14 protein-coding genes are annotated in these 23,587 nt (G+C 66.6%); 12 read left to right on the forward strand and 2 right to left on the reverse strand.

The window, feature by feature from the left end; all coding sequences use genetic code 11:
- Positions 1 to 164 precede the first annotated feature (164 nt).
- A complete protein-coding gene (locus ASG23_RS06945; RefSeq protein ID WP_157465566.1) occupies positions 165 to 1,211 on the forward strand; it encodes a hypothetical protein in 1,047 nt (348 codons plus the stop codon).
- On the opposite strand, the gene ASG23_RS06950 is transcribed toward ASG23_RS06945, so the two are convergent.
- Complete coding sequence (locus ASG23_RS06950; protein ID WP_056022107.1) at positions 1,208 to 1,603, reverse strand: hypothetical protein; 396 nt, start codon at positions 1,601 to 1,603, stop codon at positions 1,208 to 1,210. The genes ASG23_RS06945 and ASG23_RS06950 overlap by 4 nt on opposite strands.
- Positions 1,600 to 5,151, reverse strand: coding sequence for a MobF family relaxase (mobF, locus tag ASG23_RS06955; RefSeq protein ID WP_162242670.1), 3,552 nt, complete (start codon positions 5,149 to 5,151; stop codon positions 1,600 to 1,602). Before mobF ends, ASG23_RS06950 begins: the two co-directional genes overlap by 4 nt.
- 305 nt (positions 5,152 to 5,456) lie before the next feature.
- Here mobF and ASG23_RS06960 point away from each other — a divergent pair, with 305 nt between their 5' ends.
- The 11 genes from ASG23_RS06960 to ASG23_RS19475 all read left to right on the forward strand — a co-directional run bounded on the left by ASG23_RS06960 (position 5,457) and on the right by ASG23_RS19475 (position 23,489).
- On the forward strand, positions 5,457 to 5,882 hold the full coding sequence (locus ASG23_RS06960) for a hypothetical protein (protein ID WP_157465567.1): 426 nt from the start codon (positions 5,457 to 5,459) through the stop codon (positions 5,880 to 5,882).
- Positions 5,879 to 7,234, forward strand: coding sequence for a hypothetical protein (locus ASG23_RS06965; RefSeq protein WP_056022115.1), 1,356 nt, complete (start codon positions 5,879 to 5,881; stop codon positions 7,232 to 7,234). The genes ASG23_RS06960 and ASG23_RS06965 overlap by 4 nt, the downstream gene beginning before the upstream one ends.
- 227 nt (positions 7,235 to 7,461) lie before the next feature.
- Positions 7,462 to 8,445, forward strand: a complete 984-nt coding sequence (locus ASG23_RS20790; RefSeq protein WP_056022117.1) for an HNH endonuclease — start codon at positions 7,462 to 7,464, stop codon at positions 8,443 to 8,445.
- Positions 8,446 to 8,726: 281 nt separating this feature from the next.
- The gene (locus ASG23_RS06975) at positions 8,727 to 10,250 is read left to right on the forward strand and encodes an AAA family ATPase (RefSeq protein ID WP_162242671.1); all 1,524 of its coding nucleotides are present in this window, start codon (positions 8,727 to 8,729) and stop codon (positions 10,248 to 10,250) included.
- A gap of 20 nt (positions 10,251 to 10,270) precedes the next feature.
- The gene (locus ASG23_RS19815; protein WP_157465568.1) at positions 10,271 to 11,104 is read left to right on the forward strand and encodes an HNH endonuclease; all 834 of its coding nucleotides are present in this window, start codon (positions 10,271 to 10,273) and stop codon (positions 11,102 to 11,104) included.
- Between the two features lie 690 nt (positions 11,105 to 11,794).
- Positions 11,795 to 12,514, forward strand: a complete 720-nt coding sequence (locus tag ASG23_RS19470; protein WP_200941530.1) for an SNF2-related protein — start codon at positions 11,795 to 11,797, stop codon at positions 12,512 to 12,514.
- 894 nt (positions 12,515 to 13,408) lie between these two features.
- On the forward strand, positions 13,409 to 14,590 hold the full coding sequence (locus tag ASG23_RS06985; protein WP_082515967.1) for a DNA cytosine methyltransferase: 1,182 nt from the start codon (positions 13,409 to 13,411) through the stop codon (positions 14,588 to 14,590).
- Entirely contained in the window at positions 14,587 to 16,464 is a 1,878-nt protein-coding gene (locus ASG23_RS06990; protein WP_056022124.1) for an ATP-binding protein, read from the forward strand. The genes ASG23_RS06985 and ASG23_RS06990 overlap by 4 nt, the downstream gene beginning before the upstream one ends.
- The gene (locus tag ASG23_RS06995) at positions 16,464 to 18,026 is read left to right on the forward strand and encodes a hypothetical protein (RefSeq protein WP_056022127.1); all 1,563 of its coding nucleotides are present in this window, start codon (positions 16,464 to 16,466) and stop codon (positions 18,024 to 18,026) included. Before ASG23_RS06990 ends, ASG23_RS06995 begins: the two co-directional genes overlap by 1 nt.
- Positions 18,023 to 22,924 carry a helicase HerA-like domain-containing protein gene (locus ASG23_RS07000; protein ID WP_056022130.1) on the forward strand — a complete coding sequence of 1,634 codons (4,902 nt, stop codon included), beginning with the start codon at positions 18,023 to 18,025 and terminating at the stop codon, positions 22,922 to 22,924. Before ASG23_RS06995 ends, ASG23_RS07000 begins: the two co-directional genes overlap by 4 nt.
- A 118-nt stretch (positions 22,925 to 23,042) precedes the next feature.
- Positions 23,043 to 23,489 (forward strand): very short patch repair endonuclease, encoded by a 447-nt coding sequence (locus ASG23_RS19475; RefSeq protein ID WP_327019463.1) that lies wholly within the window; start codon positions 23,043 to 23,045, stop codon positions 23,487 to 23,489.
- The last annotated feature ends 98 nt before the right edge of the window (positions 23,490 to 23,587 follow it).

Here is a 23,587-nt window from a genome sequence, read left to right on the forward strand (position 1 = left end):
TCTGAGGTGAGGCTCGCTCTGCACCTTCGCCGCCATAGCCGCGTTCACCCCGTTCGGTGGTGCTCTCTTCGCGCGCGCTCAGCAGCGGAATGACGCGCAGGAGTGACGTCGGAGCGATCCACGGGCGATAGCCTCTCTGTCGAGCGAGGAGGCCAGCCGTGCACGTGAGCGACATTGTCGAGTACTGGGCGCGATTCGGACGGGATGAAGCCACGGGCCAATGGACCCATCCGGACGACCGGGCCGTTCTGGCGGGGCAGCACTCGTTCAACCTCGACTACCCAACCTGTCCATACCTTGGCCCGGTGACATCGGCGAAGGTCGTCATCCTCGGCGCCAACGGCGGCTACAGCCCGACTGCGACGCCCGACGAGTTCCCCGATGCCGAGGCGTTCGAGCGCTATCTGGGACGCATTCGCGACCCAGAGAGCGCGGACTGGTCGAACGTCTCCCCATACTACGACCGCGTGAACTACGGACCGCTCGTCTACCGCGGTGACGCGGTCTGGATCAACGCTTCGCCCTATCGGAGCCCCAGAATCAGCGCGGAGCCCGACAACCAGCGCCTGGTCAGGTCGCTTCCCTCGTCAGCTTTCATTCGGCGCTGGCTCATCGATGCCGTCGTGCCTCTCGCCGCCAGCGGAGAACGCCTTGTCGTCGTCAAACGCCCGGGACTCTGGCGGCTCCCGCCAGAGGTGAGGACGGCCATCGGCGTGATCGTCGATCCGGCACCGATCTCACCTCAGCTGACTTCAGGGCCTTGGAACGCGGCACAGGACTTCCTCACCGGCCGCGGTCCGGCATCGGGCGCTCCCACCCCGGGCCCTCAAGAAACGGCTGGACAGACTCGAACGACCGCCGAACAGGGCGAGGTTGAGGCGCGGCGGAAGCGCCTCAAGGCTGACACCATTCCCGCCGGAACGCCGCAGTCGCAGGTCTCGCCGCTCGTCCGCGTTTGTGATGCGCTCGGGCTCAAACTCATAGCCCCAGAAGCCGCGTGGCCCGGTTACGGCAAGGTGGTCCACCTCGACGGCGAGCGGAGCATCTACATCAATCGCACGAACGCTGATGTCCGCTCAAGCCCGGCTGAGATCGCAGCCTGGCAAAGAGCCGGCCTCGGCACGGCACGGCCCGACAACGACCGATACCTACGCGTGAAGCTACTGGGAGATCAACCACTGAACGACGAGCGGTCAGGTCATACCGTCTAGAGCGAACGGTGCGCGTCGGGCCGGCATCCGGTCCGAGCGACCCAGTCAGTGATGCGTAGGCGGGCGACGGCGAAGCGCTCATGCCAGTTCAGGGGTGCATCGGGGACCGCGCTCGTGGAGTACGCGCCCTGCCACGCAAGTTGTAGAGCGGAAAGCTCCTCGATGAGTTCTGGGTGTTGAGTCCAGCACGCCGGCACGACGCGGTGGTCGAGCCGGTAGCGCTCGGCGAGCCAGGTCACCCAAAGGTCGAGGTCTTCGAGCAGCAGTTCTTGCTCGGCCGTGGTGAACGCGGCCCAGATGATCGGGGTGGGTGGCCCGATCGGCGCCAGAAAGGTGCGCTGCGGGAAGAAACCCTCCCGGGAGGCTGGTGCGCGGCGCCTCGTGCGGGTCATCGGATCGACACTCCTCGGGTCGGGGCGCTCTCAGTCGAGTCAGTCGGTGCGCGGGCTGGCCCATTCAGCTGTGGCCGTTGTTCGTCCAGATGGGCGACGGTGGCGGTGATCTCAGCGAGCCATGCGGCTCGTGCACGTGGGTCGCGCGGTTCGGGGCCGAGTCGGTCGAGCCAGCCTGGCTGCTCGGCGAGCACGGCGTCGGTCAGTGCGGCGGCCCGTTGGGCGATCAGGTGCTCGATGGTGGTGAGCATGGTGCGGCCGGCGTCGTCGAGGCCCACGCTGCTGCTCGCCGCGCGGACCTCCTGAGGGTTCTCGGCGTGTGCCCGCAGCCAACGGTTCGCCTCGCTGCTCAGTGCCTCGACGGAGGCGTCGGCGGTCGCGGCGTCGACCAGTTCGCTGACGACGGTGGCGGGATCGGGGGCGAGGGTGGCGGCCCGATCGAGTGTCGTGAACAGCGTTCCTGCCTCGGGTGCCGTCTGCAGGTCGCCGATTGTCTCGGCGCGAAGTCCTGCCCGGTCCAGTGCCTGGGTCCATCGGTTGCGGGAGGCTTCGGCGAGCAGAGTGCGCCGGATGGGTTCCAGGCGGTGCATCGAGCCGGCGGCGTGCTGCTCGGCGGCGATCTGCGCCGTGGCGGACTGCTCGGCGCTGGGCGTCGCGATGATCGCGGCCAGCACGTCATGGCCGGCGCTGCTGGTGGGGGCGTCGGGCAGGTCGTCGCACTCCGGGTCGACGGCGTCCAGCGCGACGTAGACGTCGTTGGCGTGCCGTCCGCGTGTGATCGCGACGTAAAGGTTCTCGCGAGCCATGCCGGGGTGGGCCAGCACATGCGTGTGGTCGACGGTGATGCCCTGCGCGCGGTGGGTGGTGCTGGCGTACCCGAGCTCGACGTCCTGCGCGACGTAGTTAGCAGGGAGAAGCACCGATGCCGCCCCCACGCCGGTGGCGGATCTGGTCCGCGAGGCGGTCAGTGATCCGTCGGGGTGGGTGTGCGTGACGGTCCAGAGGTCCCCGTTGCGCACGTAGGAGTGGGGGCCGGCGCCCGCCAGCCGGAGGGTGCGCTCGTTGCGGCGGGTGACTATCCGGTCCCCCAGGCCGATCCGTTCGCCGGATGCCGAGGCCACACCGGCGCCGGTCACGAGGCCGTCGGCGACGCGGTCGCGGTGGGCTCGGGCGTTCAGCGCGGCGACGGTCCGGGCGTCGGGTGCGATCAGGATCGCGTCGACGCCGTCCTCGACGTCGGTCGCCCACGCCGTGTAGGCGTCCTCGAGCATCGCCTCGGCGGCTCCGGCGTGCACCCGGTCGTGCTCGACGTAGGCCTCGACCACCCTGGGATCCCCATCGCGCAGGCCGAGACTGGCCGCGGCTTCCCACGGGTGGCTGAACCGCCACAAGGACGTGAGCCGTGTGGGGCGGGTGCGGTCGGCCAATAGCGCGAACGCGCCACCGGCGTCGACCGCGGACAGTTGTCCGTGGTCCCCGACCAGCAGCACCTTCGCCCCCGCCGTCCCCGCTTGGGTGACAATCGTGTCCAGGGTGAGCGTCCCCGCCAGGGATGCTTCGTCGACGATCACGAGCTGGCCCGCCCGCAGGGACCATCGGACGCTCTCGCGGGCTTGCGCTGCCAAGGCCGTCTCGATCGTCCGCAACGCTCGCACATCCCCGTCACACGCCGCCCGATCGCGAGCGACGGTCAGCCGGGCGGTGAGGGCGGCGCGCCGTCCGGCGCCCTGGCCGGTGGACTCGAAGGTCCACTTGGCCGTGTTCTCACACGCGATCCCCAGCGCCCGGGCCAACTCCGCGGCGGCCGACGACGACGGCGCCAGCCCGATGACCGCACCGCGCCCGTACGAGTGTTCCCATGCCCGACGCACCCCGCGCAGGGTGGTGGTCTTGCCCGACCCGGCCGGCCCAACGAGCACATCGAGGCAGCGCGCGGAGGTCGCGACCTGCCGCACGACGTCCACCTGGTCCGGCGCGAGCCGTGTGTGGCCGTCTGAGGCGGCAACGACCAACGCCGCCATGGACGTCGCCGGACCATCATCGGCGAATGCCGCTGTGAGCAGGCGGGCTTCGGCGTCGAGGACTCGCCGGTCGGTGAACCGCTCCTCGTCCGGGCGGTCGAAGACCGAGGCCCCGTCCGGCCGCTGATACCCCGGTCCGGTCTCGAACAGCGCGGGTGCTGCCGTCGAGATTCCGTCGCGCAGGGCGGCGCTCGTCACCGAGTCGAGCAGCGAGAGTCGGTCGGTCACGCTGGCCATCGCGAACCCGCGAGTCACCCGCGCTGCTTCGGCGAGCACGTTCCACCGGGTCCAGGTCGAGCGGCGCTCCATCACCCCGGCCAGCACCACCTGTGCCACCCGCTCGACCACCTCCGCCGGCACCGCCGCGGCACCTATCGGGACGCTCTGCTCTCGCCCAAGGGCGGCGGCCGTGAGCTGCTCCGGGCTCCGCCCGGTCAGAGCGGCCGCACGGATGCGCCACGCAGCCAGCAGCTCGCCCAGGGGGCGGACATGCTTGCTCGGCCGCGTGGCACGGGTGACCTGTTGGCGGAGCCGGGTGATCTCGATCCGGTTCGGTGTTCGCCCGTGCGTGGCGGCGAACCGGGCGACCTCGTCCGTCATCGCCTCGTCGATGCGGGTCGACCGGGCCGAGAACTCCCCCATCAGCGCATCGGCGACACCGTCGACCTCGAGCCGTGGGCTGCGTCGCGCCCCGCGGTGTCGCCACCCCCACCGCACGGGCAACCGCCGCGCCAGCTCGTCGGCCATCAGAGCGTCGTACACCTCCGAGATCGCGACCGTCGCGTGGTGCAGCGCCCGGGAGTCCAGCGACCTCCACGCCCCGTCCGGGCCCTGCACCTTGTTCGCGACGACCAGGTGCGTGTGCAGGTTGGGGTCCCCAGCACGGGAGTCCCAGTGATCGAACGCAACCGCGATCGCGCCCTGCGTCGGCTCTTGCCGGCACCCTCCGTGACCGGTCCGCGTGTACAGAGCCCGGTCCTCGAGAAACGCCAATGCCTGGTCGACCGCAGCCCGGTGCGCCGCAAGGACGGTGGCCTGCGTGCGGTCGTCGGCGACCGCCCACAGCGTGGAAACCGACTTCGGTGGCGTGAACGTCAGATCGAACCCCGCGACGGCCTTCGGTGCACCGCGCGCGAGCTCGACCCGTGTCATCGCGTCGACCGCTGCTCGCCGCGCCCCGGCATCCAGGCCTTCGGGGAGCGCCTTCACCCGGGCCTCAACTCGCTTGGCCACCGGGTCGCCTGTCACGTACGCGCGACCGAGCGGCCCGCCCGTGGCCGGGTCGCACCCTTGTCCATAGAGCCGCGCCATCGGTTGCTCGTCCACAACTTCACCGCGCTCGATCCCGTTGGCTTCCGCCCCCCCGACGCCCCGGAGGCCCCGCCCTAGCCACCGGCCGGGCGGATTCCCGGACGCGGTGTAGTAGGCCGTCAGCGACGTCGCACCGGCGCGGTCGCAGTCCCCGGAGGCGGTGTGCCGCAACAAGTACTGGTATCCGGCGCCGGCCGTCAGGCGGTGCAGCGTCATCACCATGACGCGGCACCGATCGGCACTCGAGGTGTGGGTTCCATGCCGTGTAGTGCGCCCGGTCACGCGTAACACGCGAGCCCGAGCTCGTGTGATCGACCTTTGGTGCCAGAGGTGTCATGGCCCACTTCCTTCCTCACGACCCCCATCGAGCGCGCCGCTGGTGGACCTCGCGTCTTACGCACTCGTCGGCGCACCTACTTGTGTGAGCCGGCGTCATCCACACATCCAGTCGATCGATCACATCGGCTGCGGGGCGCGGATCACGGTGGACGGACCGCGAGACGACGAGGGAGGCGGCGGGAATGAGCGCAGCATGGGAAGCGCCGGCGAGGGTGCTCATCGAGCAGGCCGCAGCTGATTGGGAAGGGCTGTGGTCGCTGCTCTACGCGGCCAGCCACGCCACGCTGAGGCTGAGCATCGGCGTTCCGCTCGCCCCTGGCGTGGACCTGACGTTTGCGGCGATGGACATCCGCGAAGCCCGCGACGAACTCGAGTGGCTCGATGACGGGCTCGTCGAACGAGGCGCCCCTGTCGACCTCGGCGTCCTCCGACCCACCGACGACGTCAACGCAGCGCGACTCGTCCTGGACCGACTCCTCGCGACGGCGCTCGACCGAGCCAGCCGCCTCGCCGACGGGGCGAGTGAGGTCGAGGAGTTCGCCTGCCTGACCCGGGTCACCAACAAGCTCTTCACCGCTCGGACCGCGATCCTCGGGCGTGTGCCGTGACCACGTACGGCGAGCTCGTCACCAAGGCGGCGCAGTGCATCCACGAAGGCAGCGCCCGAACCCAGCATCAGCGCTTCGACTCGATAGACGATGCGTACGAGGCGCTCATCGGCTACCACGCGGTGCTTGACGCGATCGAGCGCCACGTGCGCTCGTTGGCTGACCCCCACCGCGTCGGCACTGTGTACGGTGTGCCACCCGGGCTCGTCACCGGCGACCCCGTTGAGTACGCCGCTGTGCAGATGGTCGACTCGATCCCGGTGCTCGAGGACAAGGATCGTCGGCTCCCCTACCTCCCGGGACCAAACGGCCACCCCTGGGCTCACGCTGCGCGCCTTCTGCGCGCCGGCACCGACCTGCTCGCTACCCACCTGGACCCTGACGGGTTCCCCCGCACCCCCGATGCCGGCGTGGTGACCGACTTCGATGCCCGACGAGTCAGCTTGGCTCGGATCGCCGACCTGGCCGGCGCACTGCTCTCCGGCGAGACGACGTTGACCCTGCGCGCCGGACAGGCAGGACTCACGTGGTGGCGGCTGCGTCGCTGGCTTCCGGGGATGGAAGAGGCACGGGCCTGGGCCTCTCAAGCAACCGCCGCGGCAAACGGGCGCGGCGGTGTGAGCCCTTTGGACGAGATCACGCTTGCTAACGCGCCGATCCGCACGCACGACCATCTGGCTGAGATCTCCGACCGGCTGCGGCAGGTGCGCAGCGCCGCATGGACGAACGCACGTGAGCCCGATCGCTCCATCGTGACGCTGCGCGACTTCGCCCTGGTCGGACTAGTCGCCAACGCCGCGGCCGCCGAGCTCCACGCGAACACCGACCCGCGGCGATTCGTCCGCGCGGCAAGACAGTGGCAGTCGCTGATCATTAGCATGCGGCACCTCCTCGCGCCCGGGCTTCCCAACCCGGTGGTACACGCCGCGGTCCCTCAACTGCGGCGACTCTTGGCCGATGTCGCCAGGCCCGAGCCAGGAACTGCTAATGCTCGCGAGGCGTTCGAACTCCGCGCTCCCCACGCGACGATCCAGTGTGCCGTCGCCGTCAGCGCCGAAATCGCCGTCTGGAATGCCACGAGCTTTCGGACCATGGCTGCATCCGGTCAGATTCACGTCCGCGCCCGCGAGCTAACCGGCGACCAGGTCACCAACTCCCCCGAACTCGTGCGCGCCAAACTAAACGGTGCCGTAGTCACTGTGCCCGACGTGATCCGCGACGCCATCCTCACTCAGTACCACGACACCCGACCGCGCCCGAAAGCTCCCGCCGAACTGCAAGTTTCGGTTACGACCGACGCACGATCTTCTCTAGAGCGGACTCACGGGTCCGTAGCCAGCGGAAGCGCCTGATTCGCCCTGGCCGGCCAGGCGAGCGAGCTTTGGCTCAACCGCGAGGCGCTTCAAGCCGACAGCTCGCGCACATCGTGACTCACGACTTGCGAGCGGCACCCGTGGCTCCCAGTCGTCGGACTGTCGGCGGGGGGCCTCGTTCGGCCCACTGCGGTCCAGCGATGATCGAACCGAGACCGTCGAGTGGCGCCGGAGAGACCGGGCGATCGGCCGCTACCGTCGGGTTCATGGCCTTGGAGAACATCACCGTCGACGCGGTGTCCGCAGCCCTTGGGGAGTTTGATGCACTGGGTCGCGAGGCGTTCCTCGACAAGTACCGATTCGGGCCGGCCCGGAGCTACTTCCTCGTGCATGAGGGGCGACAGTACGACTCCAAGGCGATCGTGGGCGCCGCTCACGGATACGCGACTGGCGAGCCTCTCGCGCCTGCCCAGTTCAGTGGAGGCGAAGCAACGGTGGCGCGTCGGCTTCGAGCGCTCGGCTTCACCGTCGCATCGACCAAGAGGCTCGACTGGGACTGGCAAGAAGTCGTGCTCGCGTGCGCGCTTGTGTATGCAAACGGCTGGCGCGAACTACGAACTGCCGACCCGCGCGTGCAGGAACTCTCTCAAGTGCTCCGGGGACTACCTGTCCACCCCATGGCAGAGCGGCCAGCGAACTTCCGAAGCCCCGACGCCGTGTCGCGCAAGACGTCGGACCTGGCCACCGCCCATCCCGACTACCCGGGCAAGCGTACGCGAGGTGGCAAGACGGACGAGCAGGTGATCGCGCAGTTCTTGGCCAACCCCACCCACATGCTTGACGTCGCGGCCGCGCTGCGAGGAGGGCTGGAAGAAGGGCAGTTCGACGAGATCGTGGAGGCGAGGGTAGGCAGCGTCGACGATCCAGAGAGTGAGGAAGGCGGGCTGCTGATGCGGCTTCACGCCATGCGTGAGAGGGACCCGAAACTCCGCGACGCGAAGGTCGAACGAGCCCGGCAATCGGGGCGAGGTCTGGGGTGCGAAGTTTGTGGGTTCGACTTCGCAGCCACGTACGGCGCCCGCGGAAGCGGGTATGTCGAGTGCCACCACGTCGTTCCCCTGCACGTCACCGGTCGTCGCAAGGTTCGGCTCGAGGATCTTGTGCTGATATGTGCCAACTGCCACCGAATGATTCATATGGGCCCGTGGCTTCGCCCAGAGAAACTGCGAGAGCTCTTGCTCGGAAGCTGATCTCGTCCGTCCGACACCGGAGGCCAGGCCCCCACTGCCGCGCCCACATGTTCTGGGACGCGACCAGTGCCCCGCAGCCGCCTCACCCCGGCTGCGACCATGGGCGTTACCCCGCAAGAGAGCGGGCGCAGGTGCGTGACATGGCCTGAGCCCGACAGAAGTCGTGCGCACTCTCGCCGCCTTGCGCGATGAAGGCATGCGGCGCGAGTCGCCCGAACCTGGCCAGCCCGTGTGAGCGATCGGACCTCGACTCGGACGTTCACCACGCCTACCCTGTGCCCGTGCCCGCCAATCGCAGCTGGAAGTTCGAGACGGTCGAGCCGTGGAAGGTGCCGAAGACCGCGGCACCCTTCACCGGGTTCCTTGTCGATGACCTTTGGGACGACCGGACATTCAAGACACTCTTCCAACTGCACGTCGCAGATGCGAAGGGTCGCGTTCACGCGGTAGGCTCGTTGAAGATCGGGACATTCGGAATGCCGGAGCGCACCCGGACGAGCATTCCAAAGAGATTCAACACCCTCGACGACAATTACTTCTCGGTTGGTCAAGACGTCGAGTACTACGAGAAATTGCGCAAAGCGGCCGGAAGTCGGTTATCTCAACTTTTTCGCTCCTTGCGCGATATAGCCGCCGATGCGGAGCTCTTCCAGCGTGCCGCCGGCGAGGAGGTTGCACTAACGAGCCTCTTCCGCTTCATCTCACCGGTCACAGTCGAGGGCCAGTTCCGTCGTCTCGCAAGGGGAGAAGCGCGCACAATTCAGTACAACTTCTCGTACAACTGGCAGAACCTGGAGGCCGACGGCTCGCCACTCGGCCTTACCTTCAATGTCGTGCCAGACGCCAGCCCGCCCACGAACATCCACGCCCTGATCGGGAGTAATGGCGCGGGCAAGACCTGGATTCTGAACCAAATGAGCAGGGCCGCATCGATCGCCCCTTTACATAGGGTCGATTTTGGGTCCTTGACCTTAGCCGATGGGAGCACTGACTTCGCCGGCCAGGTTAGTGTTTCATTTAGTGCTTTTGATGAACTGCGCACCCTTGATCACGAGTCCATTCGCAGCCTCAGTGGCATCCCTCTGACGGCCGTGGGCTTGAAGACATCGGCGCCCGGATCTGAAGGAACGACCAAGTCATCAAGCGAACTTAGCGACGAGTTTGCGCAAAGCCTAGCTCGATGCGTGGCTTCGAAACGCGAAGAGCGCTGGCTCCGCGCGATATCCATCCTACGAACCGATCCGCTCCTCGGCGCGCTGGATTTATCGAGGCTTTTTCAAAGTGGCGACAGTTCATCTTCGATGAACTATGCACGAACGGCCTTCCACGAGATGAGCTCCGGACACAAGGTCGTACTCCTAACCTTGACGCGCCTTGTGGAAGTGCTCGAAGAAAGAACACTTGTCTTCCTCGACGAACCCGAGACGCACCTCCATCCGCCGCTCCTCAGCGCGTTCATCCATGCTCTGTCAAGCCTGCTAGCGGAAACTAACGGCGTCGCCATCGCCGCAACGCACTCCCCGGTCGTCCTCCAGGAGATCCCGCGCTCGTGTGTTTGGGTAATTGACCGCGGCGTCGGCAGGACGAAGGCACGCCGACCCCGGATCGAGACATTTGCGGAAAACGTCAGCGAACTTACGCACGAAGTCTTCGGCCTCGAGGTCACGGAGTCCGGCTATCACTCAAGGGTGTCGGAAGCTGCCCTGGAGTACGGAATCTACGGCTCGGTGGTTGCCAGTTTTCGTGGGCAGCTTGGGACGGAGGGTCGCTCGATCGCTCGCGCCCTGACGTCAATCCAAGAGTAGGCGCTGCACAGATGTGGAAAGTGGATCCTCCAACGCTAGATGCGAGCACCGTCGTGGCGACTTGCGCTCGGGCCATCGGCGATCTCACCGTCGCCACGGCACTGGTCAGCAGCGTCGACGTGGTACAACAACGGACCGCCGCCTTTGTGGCCGCTGTTGCAGGCGAAACTATTCACACCGAGCGCGGAAGCGAGTATCAGATCCCCGGACTGACGCATAAGCAGATTTCGACGGTATATTCCAAACACTTCGTCGATCAGGCCTCTGCTGGTCGGGCGATGTACGATACTATTCGACTTTCAACGCCGTGGTGTCTTGCGTGCGGCCATCAGCGGGTGAATACGCTAGACCACTATCTCCCGAAGTCACGTTTCCCGGCATTAGCCTTGACGCCGGTCAATCTCACGCCCATGTGCCAGGCGTGCAACCAGGCCAAATCAACTCGGATAGCAACCTGTGCCGAGGAAGTTTTCGTGCATCCGTATTATGAGGATTACGAGTCGGCGATTTGGCTGCTTGCACGTGTCGTTCGCACTCCGGAGCCCCACCTGTCGTTTGCGTGTGCAGCGTCTCCATGGTCTGCCGCGCAGCGCGCTCGAATCGAGAACCACATCACTCGATTCAAGCTTGACAGGATGTACAGGACCGAAGCGGCCCGATTAATTGCCCAGTCACAAAGAATGCTCACACGGGTCCATGTGACAGGTGGTAGGCGTGCAGTGCGGGAGGTTTGTCTGGAGCGCGAGTCGGATCTTCGAGAATACCGTTTGAATGATTGGGGCGCAGCGACGTGGGCAGCGCTCTCCCACAGCGACTGGTTCTGCGATGGGGGCTTCAGAGCTTTCGCCGCCTGACGCAAAGACGTATTCGGCGATGTGGGCGGACAAACCCCGAGTGGCGGTAGCCTCCGAGCACTCGACCCTTGGCACCACAGCGGTGCCGAGACTCCGAGCAGCGGCCTCGCGTCAACCCGGTATCGCAGACCGGCCGCGTGAGGGTGCCGTCAGACCGCGAGTTCCGAAAGCCTGTCCCGACGCGGGTTGGCCTGCATTCCCGCCGCGCGCCGTCGAGGACGTCCAGGACGTAGTGCCTGCCCAAGCGTCTCAGTCACAACGAAGTTCGTGAACTGCACCAGCTCGTCGTAGTCGCGAGGGCGCAGCGGGTGACGGCTTCGGGCGCTCCAGCCGGTTCATGCCCACGACCTCGCGCGGTCGCCCGGGCCAGTTCGGTGAATAGAGTCCAGGTGTGCGCGCGTGGCTATAGGCCTTCACGAGCGAGTTGGCACATGGAAGTGGAGAACCGGAGCGAGGGGTACTCAGCGTGACGACCACGGCGGGCCAAGACGTCCAGAACGAATTCAACGCAGCCCCCGGCTCCGTGGTTGTTATCCGTGACGAGGAGTGGCTCGTCACGCAGGTCGAACCGACGACCGACGGCAACTTCGTGCACGTCTTCGGTCTCTCCGAGCTCGTCCGCGACACGGAGGCCACCTTCTCGACTGCGATCGACTACATCGAGATGGCTACCCAGCAAGCACCACCGTCGTGGCCGATGACTCCCCCAGGTACCGAGAGTCCCGCCTGTGGTTGGAGGCAATGCTGCGGAAAACACCAATCCCGATCACCGAGACGGCGCTTACGACCGCGCACCGCGCCCTGGCCGACCCACTGCCGTACCAGTTCCGTGCGGTCGAGAAGGCTCTGGACCCTGACAACCTTCGCCCTCGCATCCTGTTGGCCGACGCGGTCGGCCTGGGCAAGACGCTCGAGATCGGCATGATCCTGTCCGAGCTGGCTCGCCGAGGCCGTGGTGAGCGGATCCTGGTCGTCACGCCCAAGCACGTCCTCGAGCAGATGCAGTTCGAGCTTTGGACCCGGTTCGCGCTGCCGTTCGTCCGGCTGGACTCAACCGGCATCCAGCGCATCCGGCAGAAGCTCCCGGCCAACCGCAATCCGTTCGCGTCCTTCAAGCGGGTCATCATTTCCATCGACACGCTCAAGTCGGACAAGCACATCGAAGTACGCCAGCTGCTCAACGACCTCGTCCCCTTGCAAAGACCTATCCGACTGACCGGCCTCCACGACGCAGTCACGCGTCGACTGGCGGCCCTCGTGAACGGTGCCGTCGAGAGCATGGCCCGGGTCGCCGAATGGAACGCCACGACCTTCTCGGCGATGGTCGGGTCCGGAACGGTGCAGGTCCGCGTCACCGACCTCACACGCGACGAGATAGCCGACAACCCGGATCTCGCAGCGCGAAGCTGAGACTTCCGCCAGCCAGTCGAGTCGAAGTCCCGTCCGCCACGACCGCTAACACAGTTGCGCTGTATATGGCCGTCGTCGATGCCAAGGCCAGGATCCCAGCGACTCCGCGCGCCCTACCGCCTCTCGTCCCGCAACGTCCAGCGCTCGATCGGGCATAGCCGCGGCAGGTGCGCACCCTGCACGTCAGCCGGGAGCTCGACGTTCGACCGCCACCGGGCGACGAGACACGTGACCCAACCCGGCTCACGTCTGCAGACAGCCTCCCATGACCATGACGCCACTGCCGCGCCAGTCGCCGCAGGATGTGTCGGGGGAAGCAACGCCATCGGCGGCGACATCGCGGCTGTGGGACCCTAACTTCGCGCGAGGGGGCATCGGGGTTGGTGATCGACGATGGACGGAGCGCGGCAGCAGCGCTGTGCAGTGCACGTGCTGGTCATTGCCTTGGTGGACGCTGGGAGTGTGCGCGTGCGCGGAAGGGCGGTCGTACCTGTGGCCCCGGCCAGTCGTCCGCTGAACCTCTCGACACTGACCACCTCCAATCCGTCAGCGGAGCTGGGGGCAGTACCACTCCCAGTTGGGCCAAGCGGGCGGCGCGCCGACCGCGTGGATGTCGGAGCAGCCAGATAGCGTCGCGCGCATGAGCACCACGACCGCGTCTGAGAGACGGACCGACTGCGAAGTCCCGGCCGTAGCTGCCCGGCTGCTGGGTCTCCGCCAGCGTGCCGGAGCCACCACCCAGGTCAACCCGGCCCCACGTCTTCGCACCGCGCAATCAGTACTCGCACACATGGACACTTGCATGCGACGAATCACCCTACGGACCCCGCGCTGGCCCGCTGAGACGCTAGGCCGCAAGGCGGAGTTGGCTATCCGCGAGTGGCGGACAGCTTGATGGCCCCGCGCCCGAAGCGCTACGCCGCGGTCTCGCTGTTCTCTGGCTGCGGCGGCATGGACCTTGGCGCCGAGCGGTCAGACCGAGCCCGCGTCGTCTGGGCAATAGACAACGAGCACTGGGCTGTCGAGACCTACCGTCGGAACCTCGGAAAGCACATTGTCGAGGGTGATATCACCGAGACGCCCGTCCCCGATGTTCCCTGTGACATTCTGCTGGCCGGACCGCCTTGCCAGGATTACTCCACGCTGTGGAACCACGACGGTCTAATCACGGCCCGCGGGAACCTGTTCCGACAAGTCGCTCGATATCTCGACGCCCTCCAACCCGCTGCCTTTGTGCTCGAGAACGTCCCAGGTCTCCTGTCGGCGAACAGAGGAGTCGCCTGGACGCTGGTCCGGCACGCCCTGAAGTCGCCGAGCAGCTTCGTCGACAACCGCCCGAGGCGGGGAAGGCGTCGTGGCGTCCACTACGACATCAGCGCCCAGGTGGTGGACATGGCGGACCTGGGCGTCCCGCAGCACCGCGAGCGGCTCATCGTCCTCGGCGTACGCCGTGACCTGGGGGTCCGGCCGCCGATCATTCCCACTCCTTTCCAAGGCTTCCCCCGCACGGTGGGAGATGTCCTGGATGCGCACCCGCTTCCGGAAGATGCCCCTAACCACGAGCGCGGCATGGACTCTCCCGATGTCGTAGAGCGCCTCAAGCTGATTCCGCCGGGCTCGAACTTCGAGGTCATCCCGGCAGGCCACCCACTGGCCGTGAAGGGACTTATCAGCCATGTGTACCGGCGACTAGACCCGGAGAAGCCGTCCTACACGGTTATCGCCGGTGGCGGAGGCGGCACGCACGGCTACCACCATATCGAGCCGCGTCGGCTTTCCAACCGTGAAAAGGCGCGCCTGCAAGGCTTTCCCGACGATTTCGTGTTCGAGTTCGGCACGGACCTCCGCGACCGGCGGTCCGCCTACCCTCGAGTCAGGCGACAAGTCGGCAATGCCGTGCCGCCTCCGGCGGCCGAGCTGATAGTGAGCGCGCTCGCGGACGTCCTACAGGACGCAGGTGTTCCAGCCCGCACGGGCGGCGAACTCCTCGCCGCCCGTCGTGGCCAGCGCTCGCTGCTCACGGTGCCCAACTTCCCAGGAACTTCCTCCCGCGAGCAAAGGGCCGTAGGCCAATGAACGACATCTCCACTTCTGCACCGCCAAGAGAGCTGCCCGCAGTCGTGGCACTGAGGCTGCTCTCCGTCTTCAGTGCGGACCAAGCCGGCGCCTACCGTGAGCACTTCGCTGCGCTCGCCGACGCGCTCGGCGAGGACGTCGAGACCAAGCTAGGCGGCTTCGTCGCCGACTGGGCTACGCAAGGCACGCCTGGGGTCGTGGTGCTCACCGGCAACGCGGGGACCGGCAAGACCGCTGTCGCGGAGGCCTACTGCCGAGCCGCCGGCGTCGCACTCCCCATCGAGGACGCCCTCGTGGAAATCGCGCCCGGGAAGAGAGTTGTCAAAGACCTCTCTGGCCTGCCCGACGCGACGTCCAGGGCCTCGGCCTTGCGCAAAGCGCTCGAACCTGGCGAAGCCCAGACACTGCTGTGTGCTAACGAGGGAGTTCTGCGAGATGCACTCGATGACCTCGACGCGCGGGACGTTGCCGAGGTACTCGACCAGGCGCTCCGGCACGGCGCTGCCACGAGCGATCGGTTGACCATCGTCAATGTGAACCGGCAACGCCCGACGGGAGACCGGCTGTGGGGTCAGCTGGTGGACTACGTCACTCGCGAAGACATCTGGGGCGGGTGCGCCGACTGCCCGTTCGAGACCGGCGGCTGCCCCATGCGCAGCAATGCCGCACAGCTGCGCCGGCCCGACGTGCGCGAGCAGCTGCGGACCCTGATCCGACTCGGATCGGGCGAAGCGGTCCCGACGCTGCGCGAGGTCTTGGCCATCCTTTCCTGGGCGATCGTCGGCCCGCATAGCTGCACGCGCGTCAAGGATGACAACCGCGACCGTGGCAGCGGGGCCTTCACCGCGACGGATGGCTACTTCGGACGCGCCTTGGGCGGGGGCCTCCCGACCAGTGTCGCTGAGCGTTCCTCTCTGCTCACGGGCATGAGGCGCTCCGGCTTGGGTGGCGTCAGCGACCTGGAGGTGGACGGATGGCTCCGCGACGCCAGCGGGGCATCCGAAGGAGTGCGGCGAATCGCCGGTGACCCAGCTGTCACGCGGCCGGAATCTGCCAGCGCTGGTCGCCATTCCGGACTCGCAGGCTCGGAGTCGCCTCTTGACCGGGTGCGCACTGCGCAGGGCGAGATGACCTTCTACGCGCTGGGCGAGATGGTCAGCACCGACGAGGACTTGACGCGGGTCGAGGACGGTCTGGAGGCATTGGTCCGTGGCGACGGTGTATCCAATGCCCCAGCGGAGCGCCTCTGGAGGCAGCGCGTCTTCTTCGAGGCATCCGGTGACCTCGGAGGAGCGGACGCCACTGCTCGGCGGCTGCTCGACTACCGCCATGTCGTCGAACTAGTCGAGCTCGCCAGGAAGACGGCGGCTGGTGGTGACACCGTCATCGAGCTCAATGAGATTGTCCGCGGGCTGAACTTCCTCGTCACCGGGTTCTCTAGCCCAAACGAGGGCCTCATCGTGCCCGACCCTGCGTGCCTGTTCGCCCGGGACCCCGGCTCCTTCCGACCAGCCCGGCCGTCTCTCGTACACAGCCAAGTCCAGTTGGACGCTCTCAATTTGAGAGTCCCCGACTCTGGCCTGGTCGAAAAGCTGTTGGACGTCGACCACGTGGACGTCGAGCTCCAAGTCGACCAGGCGCACGACCTAGCCCTGCGAATCACGCCCCGCATGTACGAAGCAATTCGGGAGGCTGCAGCCTTCCAGGGCCCAGTTGGACAGGGCGTTGCCGAGATGAACGACCTGCGAGGCTTCTACGGGCGCCTTGCCGCCCACCTCCACACCGATCGTTCTCTGCGCGTCGCGGATCCCGACTCCAATCCGCCGGCCCTGGTAACGATTTCTCTACCGCACTTCGCGAAGCGGAACCGCTGATGCCCGCCCAGCGCAGCAACCAATACCGGCTGAGCCCGGGGCCGGTCGCGGAAGACTTGTTCGGACTCGCGCCTGACCGCGACGAACGCGCCCCACAGCTGTGCGCCGAAACGTTGCTAACGCTTCGCCAGAACGACTACCGCGCACCCAGCTCTGTCGACAAACTCCGGTCACCCAAGCGGCAGCTCTTCGCCGTGCGGAGCCTGGCCCTCGGGGAGAACTTTCTCGGTGGTCGCACGCAGGGAGGCGTTGGTGACGCCGACACTTCCCCCGAGGAGTACGGCGCGCGCCTAGCGGCAGGAAGCCAGATCCGGGGCTCTGCCAACCTCCAGCTAGCTCAGCTCACCCTGCAGGGCCTCGTCGATCCGGAGACACAGCGTGGCCAGGCCGGAGCCTGGCTCCTCCGCCCGTTTCACGAGTCACTGCTGTGGTACGACGCGCGAAAGCCGAGTCCCCGTAGCAGCGAGTACACCGTCCGCAAGGTTTACATGCGCGGCAGCGGGATCACCCTCGCACGGCTTCTAGCAGATCCGGCCGACCCCACCGACGCCAGCTTGGGACGTGCGGCTGTCGAGCAAGTGCGGGAGGCGCTGAACGCCACCAGCCCGCTTGCCGAGATTGGATCCACGCTCGAAGATGCGCTCCCGCGCAACGAGACCTGGACCGACCGGCGCATCGACGTGGAGGACGACGAGAGGTCGGCTTGGATCCGTGGCACTGACGCGCGTTTGGCGGGTCTAGCCAAGAGCTTGTGCAGGCACGCAGAAGGAGTGATGCTCCAGGGTCACGCCAGCGGCCCTGCCAAACTGTGGCAACTGCGCAGCATCCTGGGCCTCGACCTTGCCCTCCACGTCCTGCGCACTGCGTGGGACGCGACAGATACACCGTCCGAGGACCGATTCCTGCTGTTGAGCTTCGGCGGCTCCTCCCGCGCACAAGACCCAGTCCGCCAGCGTTCCGAGGAGTCCTACCGTCGAGCCCGCATCCGACTTGCTGAGGCCACAGTGCGCACCCTGGCGAAGCGTATGCGCGAACTCAGGGAAGACGAGAAGGTGGTCGCGTTCTCCGGTGAGTTCCGCGACCGAACCTTGGCCGCGAGCGACCCCGACAGCGTTAGCAGCCAACTGGCTCGGCTGCGACTACCAGCCACAGACCAGGACTACCTCCGGCTCGCACGTCTCGCGGTAGAGACGTCGAATTACAGCCGAGGATCCGAAGACGGGTTCCGGGTGTTGCTGGAGTCCGTGGGCATGTTGGTCGGCACCGGTTCGTACCGCTACTTGACGGCGAGCCCCGATCTCCTGGCTGCGATGGTCGGCGCCCTTTCGGCCCGGATGCCCATGTCAAGCCGCGACTTTATCTCCGCAGCCCGAGAAGAGTGGGGCCTTGTGATCAACCAGGAGTCAGCCGCCGAGACAGCGCTGGCGAGCCAGATCGATGGGGCTCGGCTCGCGCAGAACGCACGAGCCGCCGAGCGCCTCATGAGCGATGCCGGGCTTGCGGTTGGGCTCTCAGACCGCACAACCATGGTCGGAGAGCGCACGCAGAGGGGCCACCGGTGAGCGCGCGGCTGGGCGGTGCACTTGCAGAGCACTTGCGCCGCAACCTTGCGCCGGGAGCGCGAAACTTTGTTCTGGTCGAAGGCGTACCTACGTCCGTCGCCGAGGGCATGGCGGCCGCGTGGGACGGAGACCTTCCACAACTGGCCGTCGTATCGGCGACACCCGCTCGCTTCGGGCCCCATGCAATGCGCGATGTCTCCGGAACCCAGCTTCGAAACCAGAGTTCGGCCGGCGTCGTCCTGGTCCTCTGCGACGGCGAGCAGGTGCCCGATCGGCAGTCCCTCAACCTGTTCGAATCGGTCTCCCCAAGTGTGCTTCTCGAGTCCGCCGAGGGCATGGGAATCCTGTCCCAGCAGGCTCCAAGAGTTGTCTTGGACGGCGTGCCCCGCGCGGTGCGCGAGGCGATCAACCAGGCTCCGGTGGCGACCAGGCCGAGCGCCCCGGCCGTCGCGGCTTATCTCGACCGGCTCGCGGCGGGCGACGACCCGCTCGGTGCACTGCCCACTCTCGGCGCCTTCGCCGACAGGATGCCCCCCGGCGCCCGAGTGGACGCCGAGCGGATATCTGACAACCTTGCCCTCGCCGCCCGCCGGACAAGCGACGACCTACTGAAACCAATGGCGTACGCCGACCTTCGAAAGCGCGCCGAATCAGTTCTAGGCCGCAGGCCTGACGTCGGCGCGTCGGGCGCAGCGACGGTGGCGGACGCGGTGATGGCGCAGCTGCAGACCGGGAGCGCCGACCTGCTCCGGATGTTGCGGTTCGACGAGGCACGCGAAATCTTCGAACAGCGCCCGCAGAACCTGGCCGAAACCGTCCGGCAAGAGATGGACGTCTTCCGCAGCGGGCTTGACGCCGGAAGCCAGGCGGCCAGCCTGCCCTGGGATACCTACGAACGGCGCGCAGAAGAGCTACGCAGGGGAAGCAGCCAGCGCGACGCCGCCCAGGAGCTGTGCGACCTTGACGACGCTCAGCAGCAGCAGGTATTCACTCGCCCCACCCGACGCAAACTCGAGCGGCTCCTGCGCGACAGGGCGGTCAACGGCAGCAGCCCCTCCTGCCCGGAAGCGGCAATCGTCCGGGCTGCCCAACAGCTCGGCGGCATGGTAGAGAGGGTCCAGGTTCTCTCCCCCCAACCGCCAGCCAGCCCCGCTGCGGCGTCCAACCGGACAGGAGCCGGCCGCATCCTCACGCTTGCCTGCGCGCGCCTCCGGCTCGGCGCCCTGATGCGGACGTGGGAGACCTACGGCGGCGAAGTCGACGGCCTCCTCCTACGCGCCGCGGACGACAGCGACCTCGGTGACGTCCTCGCGGCATTCGGAGACGCCGGACTCTCTTCCGGCGGCCAACTGCCCCCGCTGCAACTGCGACTTCACGCCCGGGACGGAAGCACCGTCCAGGTGGACTGGAGGCCCGACCTCGACGACGCAGCAACGCTACGAGCCGCGATCTTGTTCGCGGAGGCGCCGGTCCTAACCCTCGCGCTTCCTGGCGAGCCCAGTCTGCACACCTTCTGCGGGGCGATAAACGCTAGCCCGGTGCAGTCTGTGCCGGCAGCCCTGCTGCCCATCGCGAGAGCCCTGCAAAGGGCGGCGCGCAGCTCGCTCGACAGAGGACTTGAACCGTCCGCGCTCGAGTCATGGGTGGGTGTCTGGACGGATGCCTGCGCCGCACGCGAGGCCAACAACGACACGGATACCGCAGAGGCCCTTGCTCTCGCAGGAGCCGTCCGCGGCGACCGATCAGCCGCGCTCACGGCTTTCGCCCCCATGAAGGCTGAGTGGATGGCCCAGTACCTCGACGCATTGTGGAACTTGGTCAACCGCGCCGAAGAACCCAAGACCAACCTCGACAGGGGCGATGCAGTCGCCACATCGGGTGGCATCGCGCGCACCACTGCCGCGCACCATCCAGCACACCTGCGCCTGTCGACTCAGGACCGCGTCCTGCTCCCCACCACCGAAGGCCGCGTTTGGAGCCTGTACGGCGGCAACTCGGCCAGAGACGAAAGCGGCTATGCCGGTGACGCGCTGAGCTCAGTCATCATGCAGCTGCTAACGCTTCAGCCCGAAGCGGCGGGGCACCTCCGATGCCTCACATGGGGCGCCGGCGCCGCCGACCTTATGGTCGGCGAAGCAGTCAAGTTGATCGGCCGACGAGCCGGCCTGGCAACCATCCGCAAGATCGAGGTGTTCTGCGTCGGCACAGGCGACGACGACAAGCCACGAGCCGAGACGCTCGCGATGGCGGACGATCAGCTACGCAATGAAAGAGATGTACTCGAGCTCCGTTACGTCGACGACCTGGCACGTGCCCGGCAACTCCTCCGCCCCGGCAGCGAAGCACCGGCCGTGCATCTTGCACTGGTCACGGGCTTGACCGATAGCCCCGACGCACTTCAGATCGAGACCCGCGAGGTACCCGCTCCTGCTGAGGACGACGAGGTCCTGTTTGCACCCCGCGTGTGGCAGCGGCCAAAGCAGGATCGCCGCATCCTTCTCATGCCCCCGGCGGCCTCGCCTGCCGGCCAGGCGTGGCTCCGTGTCCAGAATGCCGTCGACGATGCGTGGCCGGAGGCTGGACAACCTCTCCAAGTTCCCGAGGTGCGAACGGGCGCACTCGACATCGCCGCCAAGCTGCGAGACGTTCACGAGCTTGCCCTCTGGGTTGCCACTCTGGATCGGTACGCGACCAGAGACAGCCTCGAGCACGCGCTCGGAAGCGACAACGTCGCAATACTCCATCAGGAACGTCGTCTCGGTGGCGATAGTCCGCTCTCGCTGGTCCTCAGCCAGAAATCAGGCGGGCCGGCTGATCGCGCCATCGGCCGCAGCCTGCGCGCCGCCGGCATCATTAAGGAACCCGACGTTGCCCTGTCTATCGGCACGCAATTGCGGCAAGTCGCGAGCCAAGGCTATGGGATCCTCGCGCTGCAAGCTGCGACCAGCGGTGCCGGTATAAACGAGCTGGTCGGGCATGTCGTTGCTTTCAGCCTCCTTGCGACCACCACCACTCCGTGGCCTCTTCCTCCGGGATGTCGAGTTCTCCTCGTCAGCCTCGATGAGTACCGCCATTGGTTCCCGAAGAAGCGAGCTGACCTTCTCGCGATCGCCCTGGACCCCCAAGACCAGGGGGTACACATCGCCACGATCGAGGTGAAGGCCCGACGAAGCGACGAGAACGACGCAGCCGCCGGTGCCCTGGACCAATTGAACCAAAGTCTCGCAGCCACCAAGTGGGCGGCGTATCCCGAAGCGGGCAGCGTCCACAGCCGCCTTTGGCTCAACCGCATCGCTGAGGCTGCCTACGCCGTCGCCCGGGAGTCCAGATTCAAGCTCGACGCGGATGAGTTGGCCGCGCTCGAGTCCTTCCGCCTCGGCACCGGCACCCTCGAATGGGCGGGCGTGGGTCTTGTCTTCGGCCCCAAGGTCGAGTCCATGCATCGCACGTACCGGACTGACGTCGCCAACGACATCGTGCCGGTTGTACTGCACAGTGTCCCCCTCACCGAGGAACTGCTGCGAACGGCTACCTCCACCAGCCTGACGACGTTGCGCACGGTTGAGACCGACCGACCGCCACTACAGAGCACTCGAACTCGTCGCCGACCCGAGGGCATTGGCGGTGGACTACGAACGCCGAAGCCCGCTCTCGCCTCGGCCGACGACACTTCCGGCGCGAGTTTGGAGCCGGCCAATCAAACACTTGAAACCCCAAACGAGCAGGATCCCGACGACGCCACTGAAGCTATTGCAGCCCAGTCGCCCCCGGAACCGCAGCCGACCGACTTTGGGGGCGGTCCGCCGGCCACGCCCGGAAACTTCGTGGCGCCGCTCTTCGGATTCGATGCGGTCACGGGAGAGGAGGTGCGCTGGCATCCGGCCGGGCCCGACCAGTCCACTCTGCAGAACGGCCACACAGAAGTGTGGGGTTCTTCCGGAATGGGAAAAACTCAGTTTGTAATGAGCCTGCTCGGCCAGCTCTCACAGTTCAGCGGCAGCCATTTCGGCATTGCAGACTTTAAGAACGACTACAGCAATGACACCGGGTTCCCCGCCTTCGCAAATGCCCAGTTCATCGACTTGTGGAACGAAGGCGCACCCTACAATCCGCTCGCACTCGATAACGACGCACCACGTTCCGTTCAGAGCGCAATTATCGAACTGCGCGACGCGGTCGACGAGGCAGTTAGGTCAGTGGGCGCCAAGCTTGGGGTCCGGCAGCGCGCCAAGCTTGAACAGGCGCTAAAGGACGCCTACGCCGTCCGCGAGAGTGAACGCCGCTGGCCCACGCTCCGAACTCTTGACGACCACCTGGACGCCGATCTCTCTGGCGTCATCGGCGATCTAACCCACAACGATCTGTTCAGATCCGGCGAACCACTCGGCAACGTCATCAACTCGAATGTAGTTTTCGGACTGTCAAAGATCCCCGGCAACGGACAGACGACCGTCCTCGCGGCCGGCTTCATATTCTCCTCGCTCCTATTGCGCGTACAAAGTCTGCCGCCCGTGCCAAACACCATCCGCTACGTCATGGTCGTCGACGAAGCGCACAGAGTGGCGCCATTCCGCGCAATTCACACCATGATCCGCGAAGGGCGGTCCAAGGGTCTCGCGGTCATCCTCGCCACACAGGGGCCGCTCGATCTGCCCGACGTGGTCGCTGCCAACGCACAGACCAAAATCTGCTTCGGTCTGCCCGATGCGACCATCGCCACGATGGCCGCGCGGAAGCTCCAGCCGGATAATCCACGGCTGTCCGAACAGATTCGCACCCTGGGCAAGGGCGAAGCGTTCGTCAGCTTCGCAGGCGAGGCACCGCGGCTGGTCCGCATGACCCAGGCCTACCGAGACGCGGAGACCTTGGGGCTTCCAGAACTGCGGTCTGCGCCGTGAAGCTGCTTAGACGCAGAGCACTCGACGGCCCCTAGCACGTCAACGGTGGAGCCGAGACGTTACCGGCGCGAACTCAGGTGCCATTGCAATTTCTATCTCGTATCCTCGGTTCGTGGTGGTGTCTCAGAAGTCGTGGGCGAGCACTCCTGCGATCCGTCGCTCGATGCTGGGGAACCGTTCGCGGGACTCCGTGCCGGAATTGGCCGTGCGCCGTGCCGCCCACGCGCTCGGCCTGCGCTACCGCGTGTCGTCGCGTCCGATCCCGAGCTTGCGACGAACGGCGGACATGGTCTTTCCCCGCGCCCGCGTCGCCGTGTTCGTGGACGGCTGCTACTGGCACGGGTGCCCGGAGCACTTCAGGCCACCCGCGACCCACACGGAATACTGGGGTCCCAAGATAGAGCGGAACCGCTCTCGAGACGTCGACACGACTTTGAAGCTATGCGCAGCCGGATGGACGGTTCTGCGCTTCTGGGAGCACGACGACCCCGCAAGTTGTGCCGTGCGCATCCATGCTGCGGTCCACGGCGCCTTTACAGAAGCTGCCTCGCCTCGGGTCGGCTAGTCCTCCACAACAACGTCGTGAGCAATCGACTTGGAAAATCGTCAGCCGTCTCGTCGTCAGTCTTCGCCGGCGTCTCGCTCACCGTAGCCAGCGTGGCA

The sequence above is a fragment of the Cellulomonas sp. Leaf395 genome (assembly GCF_001424125.1).
Taxonomy (GTDB): Bacteria; Actinomycetota; Actinomycetes; order Actinomycetales; family Cellulomonadaceae; genus Cellulomonas.